The sequence below is a fragment of the Mesorhizobium sp. M7A.F.Ca.MR.245.00.0.0 genome (genome assembly GCF_003997415.1).
Taxonomy (GTDB): Bacteria; Pseudomonadota; Alphaproteobacteria; order Rhizobiales; family Rhizobiaceae; genus Mesorhizobium.
Genome location: NZ_RZTE01000023.1, coordinates 9,549 through 12,733, shown reverse-complemented (window position 1 = coordinate 12,733; position 3,185 = coordinate 9,549). Strand labels below are relative to the sequence as shown.

At 63.3% G+C, this 3,185-nt stretch carries 4 protein-coding genes; 2 read left to right on the top strand and 2 right to left on the bottom strand.

Going from position 1 to position 3,185, the window contains the following annotated elements:
- Window positions 1-53 precede the first annotated feature (53 nt).
- Window positions 54-884 (top strand): phosphatase PAP2 family protein, encoded by an 831-nt coding sequence (locus EOB80_RS21695; protein WP_127268786.1) that lies wholly within the window; start codon window positions 54-56, stop codon window positions 882-884.
- An 11-nt stretch (window positions 885-895) separates the two neighbouring features.
- Here EOB80_RS21695 and EOB80_RS21690 read toward each other — a convergent pair whose 3' ends face one another.
- Both EOB80_RS21690 and EOB80_RS21685 read right to left on the bottom strand, forming a co-directional pair.
- A complete protein-coding gene (locus EOB80_RS21690) occupies window positions 896-1,546 on the bottom strand; it encodes an FMN-binding negative transcriptional regulator (protein WP_127319484.1) in 651 nt (216 codons plus the stop codon).
- A gap of 20 nt (window positions 1,547-1,566) precedes the next feature.
- Window positions 1,567-2,241 (bottom strand): alpha/beta hydrolase, encoded by a 675-nt coding sequence (locus tag EOB80_RS21685; RefSeq protein WP_023669128.1) that lies wholly within the window; start codon window positions 2,239-2,241, stop codon window positions 1,567-1,569.
- A gap of 236 nt (window positions 2,242-2,477) precedes the next feature.
- Between EOB80_RS21685 and EOB80_RS35450 the strand changes: the two genes are divergently transcribed.
- A partial coding sequence (locus EOB80_RS35450) for an aminotransferase class V-fold PLP-dependent enzyme (RefSeq protein WP_245466415.1) occupies window positions 2,478-3,185 on the top strand: 708 nt, incomplete at its 3' end.

Genomic DNA, 3,185 nt, shown 5'->3' with positions numbered 1-3,185 from the left:
CCCAGTGACGGCTCGCCGATGCCCATGACGGCGACAATGGGGTCGAATTTCCTATGCTGGTGAAATCACGCCCGCCCGTTTCGAGCCTGCTCCTTGGGGTAGGGCGCCGGTCGCTCGACAATTTTCGCGATACGATGCAGATCGCCAAAAGCCGCCTTGCCACCCGCCCGGCCAGATACCCGAACGTTTTGTGGTCGGTCTGGGTGCTGGTCTGGGTTTTGCTGACGGCGGCAGCGTTTGTTCGTCTCGACACCCCGGCCGGAATGCTTCACGGCAAGTGGTCGGCGGGATTTGCCCGGACTGCCGACTTTTTCACCCAGTTCGGCCTGGGTGGCTGGTATCTCATTCCCTCAGTGCTTCTGCTTGTCGCCGCCAACCTGACGGATTGGCGAAGCCTCTCGCGGCGCTCGCTGATGCTGCTCTACAACTGGACCTGCCTGGCTTTTCTGGTGCTGTGCGCCACCGGCCTGTCGGGGATCGCCGTCAATGTGCTGAAATATGCCATTGGCCGGGCTCGCCCCCTCTATTACGAGGACTTTGGCGTGCTGACCCTGCACCCCTTCGCTTTCGATGCGCGCTTCGCCGGCTTTCCGTCCGGCCATGGTACGACGATGGGCGCGGTGTTCGGGGTCGCTTTGCTGTTGTTTCCGCGGCGTTGGTACATCGCCCTGGCGATCACCGCTTGTATCGCCTCGACCCGTATCTTCGTTGGCGCGCACTATCCCAGCGACACCGTCGCCGGCTTCGGCCTTGGCTGCGGCTTCGCGCTCGCCTGCGGGCTGGTCTTTGCCCGGCTCGGCTTCATTTTCCGGCCGATGCCGTCGGGACTGCCGGTCCGCAAGAGAACGTTTCGGCTGATCGGACCGACAAGGAAGGCTGCCTGAGCATTCGAAGTTCAGTTGCCGTCCAGTCCGCCATAGGATCTGACCAGGCCGGCCATGCCGGGCGACTGGTGGTCTTCGCTTTCCAGCCCCTGTGCAACGCCGACGCGATCGGCGACCGGCCGGTTCTGGCTGACCTTCCACTTGCCGTGGATTTCGCTGATCTCGATTTCCAGCCCGATAATGCCCTTGATCTGCGACTGGATGAAGGGCTCCGGCGCATCGGTCACCGCCCAGGGCGCGGCGCGGGCGCCTTCCTGGGAGACGGTCAGATCGGCGATCTGCTGCGCCAGCCAGTCCTGATCATCCATCACCTTGACGGTGCCGCGAACCTGCACGATGGCATAATTCCAGGTCGGCACCACCTTGCCGGTCTCGCGCTTGGTCTCGTACCAGGACGGCGTCACATAGGCATCGCTGCCCTGGAAGACGATCAGCACGGGTGACGCCGGGTTGTCGGCCAAAAGGCGCCATTGCGGGTTGGCCCGCGCCAGATGGGCGCGCAGCCTGCCGTTCGGCCCGATTTCCGCGTCGAGCAGGAAAGGGACAGCGTTGGCGACCGGCCCATCGGGCCCGTTGGAAACCAACAGGCCCAGCGGATGCGTCCGGATCAGCCCGTGCAGGATTTCCGGCCGCGTTTCCCTGAAATGAGGAGGTTCGTACATCGCCGTCCGTTCTTTCCTTGTTATCTCAGCCGCTTCGGACGCGGATCCGACAATTCGCCGGCCAGCCGGCGGTCGAGATAGTCAGCGCATTCCTCGAGCAGCAGGTCGGCATCGTTGGCGAAGAAATGGTTGGCGCCGGGCAACGTCTTTTGCGTGATGGTGATGCCCTTCTGCGTGTGCAGCTTGTCGACAAGGCCCTGCACATCCTTCGGCGGCGCTACCTTGTCGGCATCGCCATGGATGATCAGGCCCGATGACGGGCAGGGCGCCAGGAACGAGAAATCATAGGTGTTGGGCTGCGGCGCGATCGAGATGAAGCCTTCGATCTCCGGCCGGCGCATCAGAAGCTGCATGCCGATCCAGGAGCCGAAGGAGTAGCCGGCGACCCAGCAGCTCTTGGAATCGGGATGCAGCGACTGCACCCAGTCCAAAGCGGCGGCGGCGTCCGACAGCTCGCCGGTGCCATGGTCGAATTCGCCCTGACTGCGGCCGATGCCGCGGAAATTGAAGCGAAGCGTGGTGAAATCCCGCTTCTGGAACATGTAGAAGAGGTCGTAGACGATCTTGTTGTTCATCGTGCCGCCGAATTGCGGATGCGGATGCAGCACGATGGCAATCGGCGCGCTCTTTTCCTTGGAAGGCTGATAGCGACCCTCCAGGCGGCCGGCAGGACCGGTGAAAATGACCTCAGGCATAAAATACTCCACTTGGTAATACGAACGCGCGGTGCCTGGAACGTTTCCTCTGGCCTTGACGCAGGGCGAGCGTCTTCTTAGAAGCTAGTTTAGAATTGTTCAAAACTGAGTGGCAAGACATCGAGCCCGGCCACCCGCGCCGCAAGCCGCGTAAATAGGACGGCTCGCCTTGGAATTTCAAGGAAATAACGCCATACGACAGCGGAATGGCTTCTGACGGGACCAACTGGACGAAAATGGCCGGAATACGCGCCTATCTCGACTACAATGCCAGTGCGCCGCTGCTTGCCGCGGCCCGCGAGGCTATGGTCGCGGCCCTTGACGTCGCGGCCAATCCGTCATCGGTTCACGCCGAGGGGCGCGCGGCCCGCCGCCTGATCGAGACCGCCAGGCGTGACGTGGCGGCGCTCGTCAACGCCAAGGCGGAGCATGTTGTGTTCACCTCCGGTGCCACGGAAGCCGCCTCGACGCTGCTGTCACCCGACTGGCAGATGGGGCGCGGCACGGTGCGCATGAGCCGGCTTTACGTGTCGGAGGCCGATCATCCCTGCCTGTTGAACGGCGGACACTTCCCCGCAGCGCAGGTGACGCGGATCGGCGTCGACGCCAACGGCATCGCCGACCTCGGCGCCTTGGCGTCGGCGCTCGGCGGTCACGACAAGAGCGAAGGCCTGCCGCTGGTCGCCATCCACGCCGCCAACAACGAAACCGGCGTCATCCAGCCGATCGATCGCATCGCCGGGATCGTCAAGGCGGCGGGCGGTATCCTTACAGTCGACGCCGTGCAGGCCGCTGGGCGTGTTCCGATCGATCTATCAGCGGGTTACGCCGATTATCTGATTCTGTCGTCGCACAAGATCGGTGGTCCCAAGGGCGTCGGCGCCATCGTCGCGGCTTCGGATTTGATGATGCCGAAGCCGTTGATCAATGGCGGCGGCCAGGAG

What these genes read in the sequence shown, in the direction of transcription:
- EOB80_RS21695 (WP_127268786.1), top strand. Translation starts at nt 54, where the DNA reads ATGCTGGTGAAATCACGCCCGCCCGTTTCGAGCCTGCTCCTTGGGGTA.
- EOB80_RS21690 (WP_127319484.1), bottom strand. Translation starts at nt 1,546, where the DNA reads ATGTACGAACCTCCTCATTTCAGGGAAACGCGGCCGGAAATCCTGCAC.
- EOB80_RS21685 (WP_023669128.1), bottom strand. Translation starts at nt 2,241, where the DNA reads ATGCCTGAGGTCATTTTCACCGGTCCTGCCGGCCGCCTGGAGGGTCGC.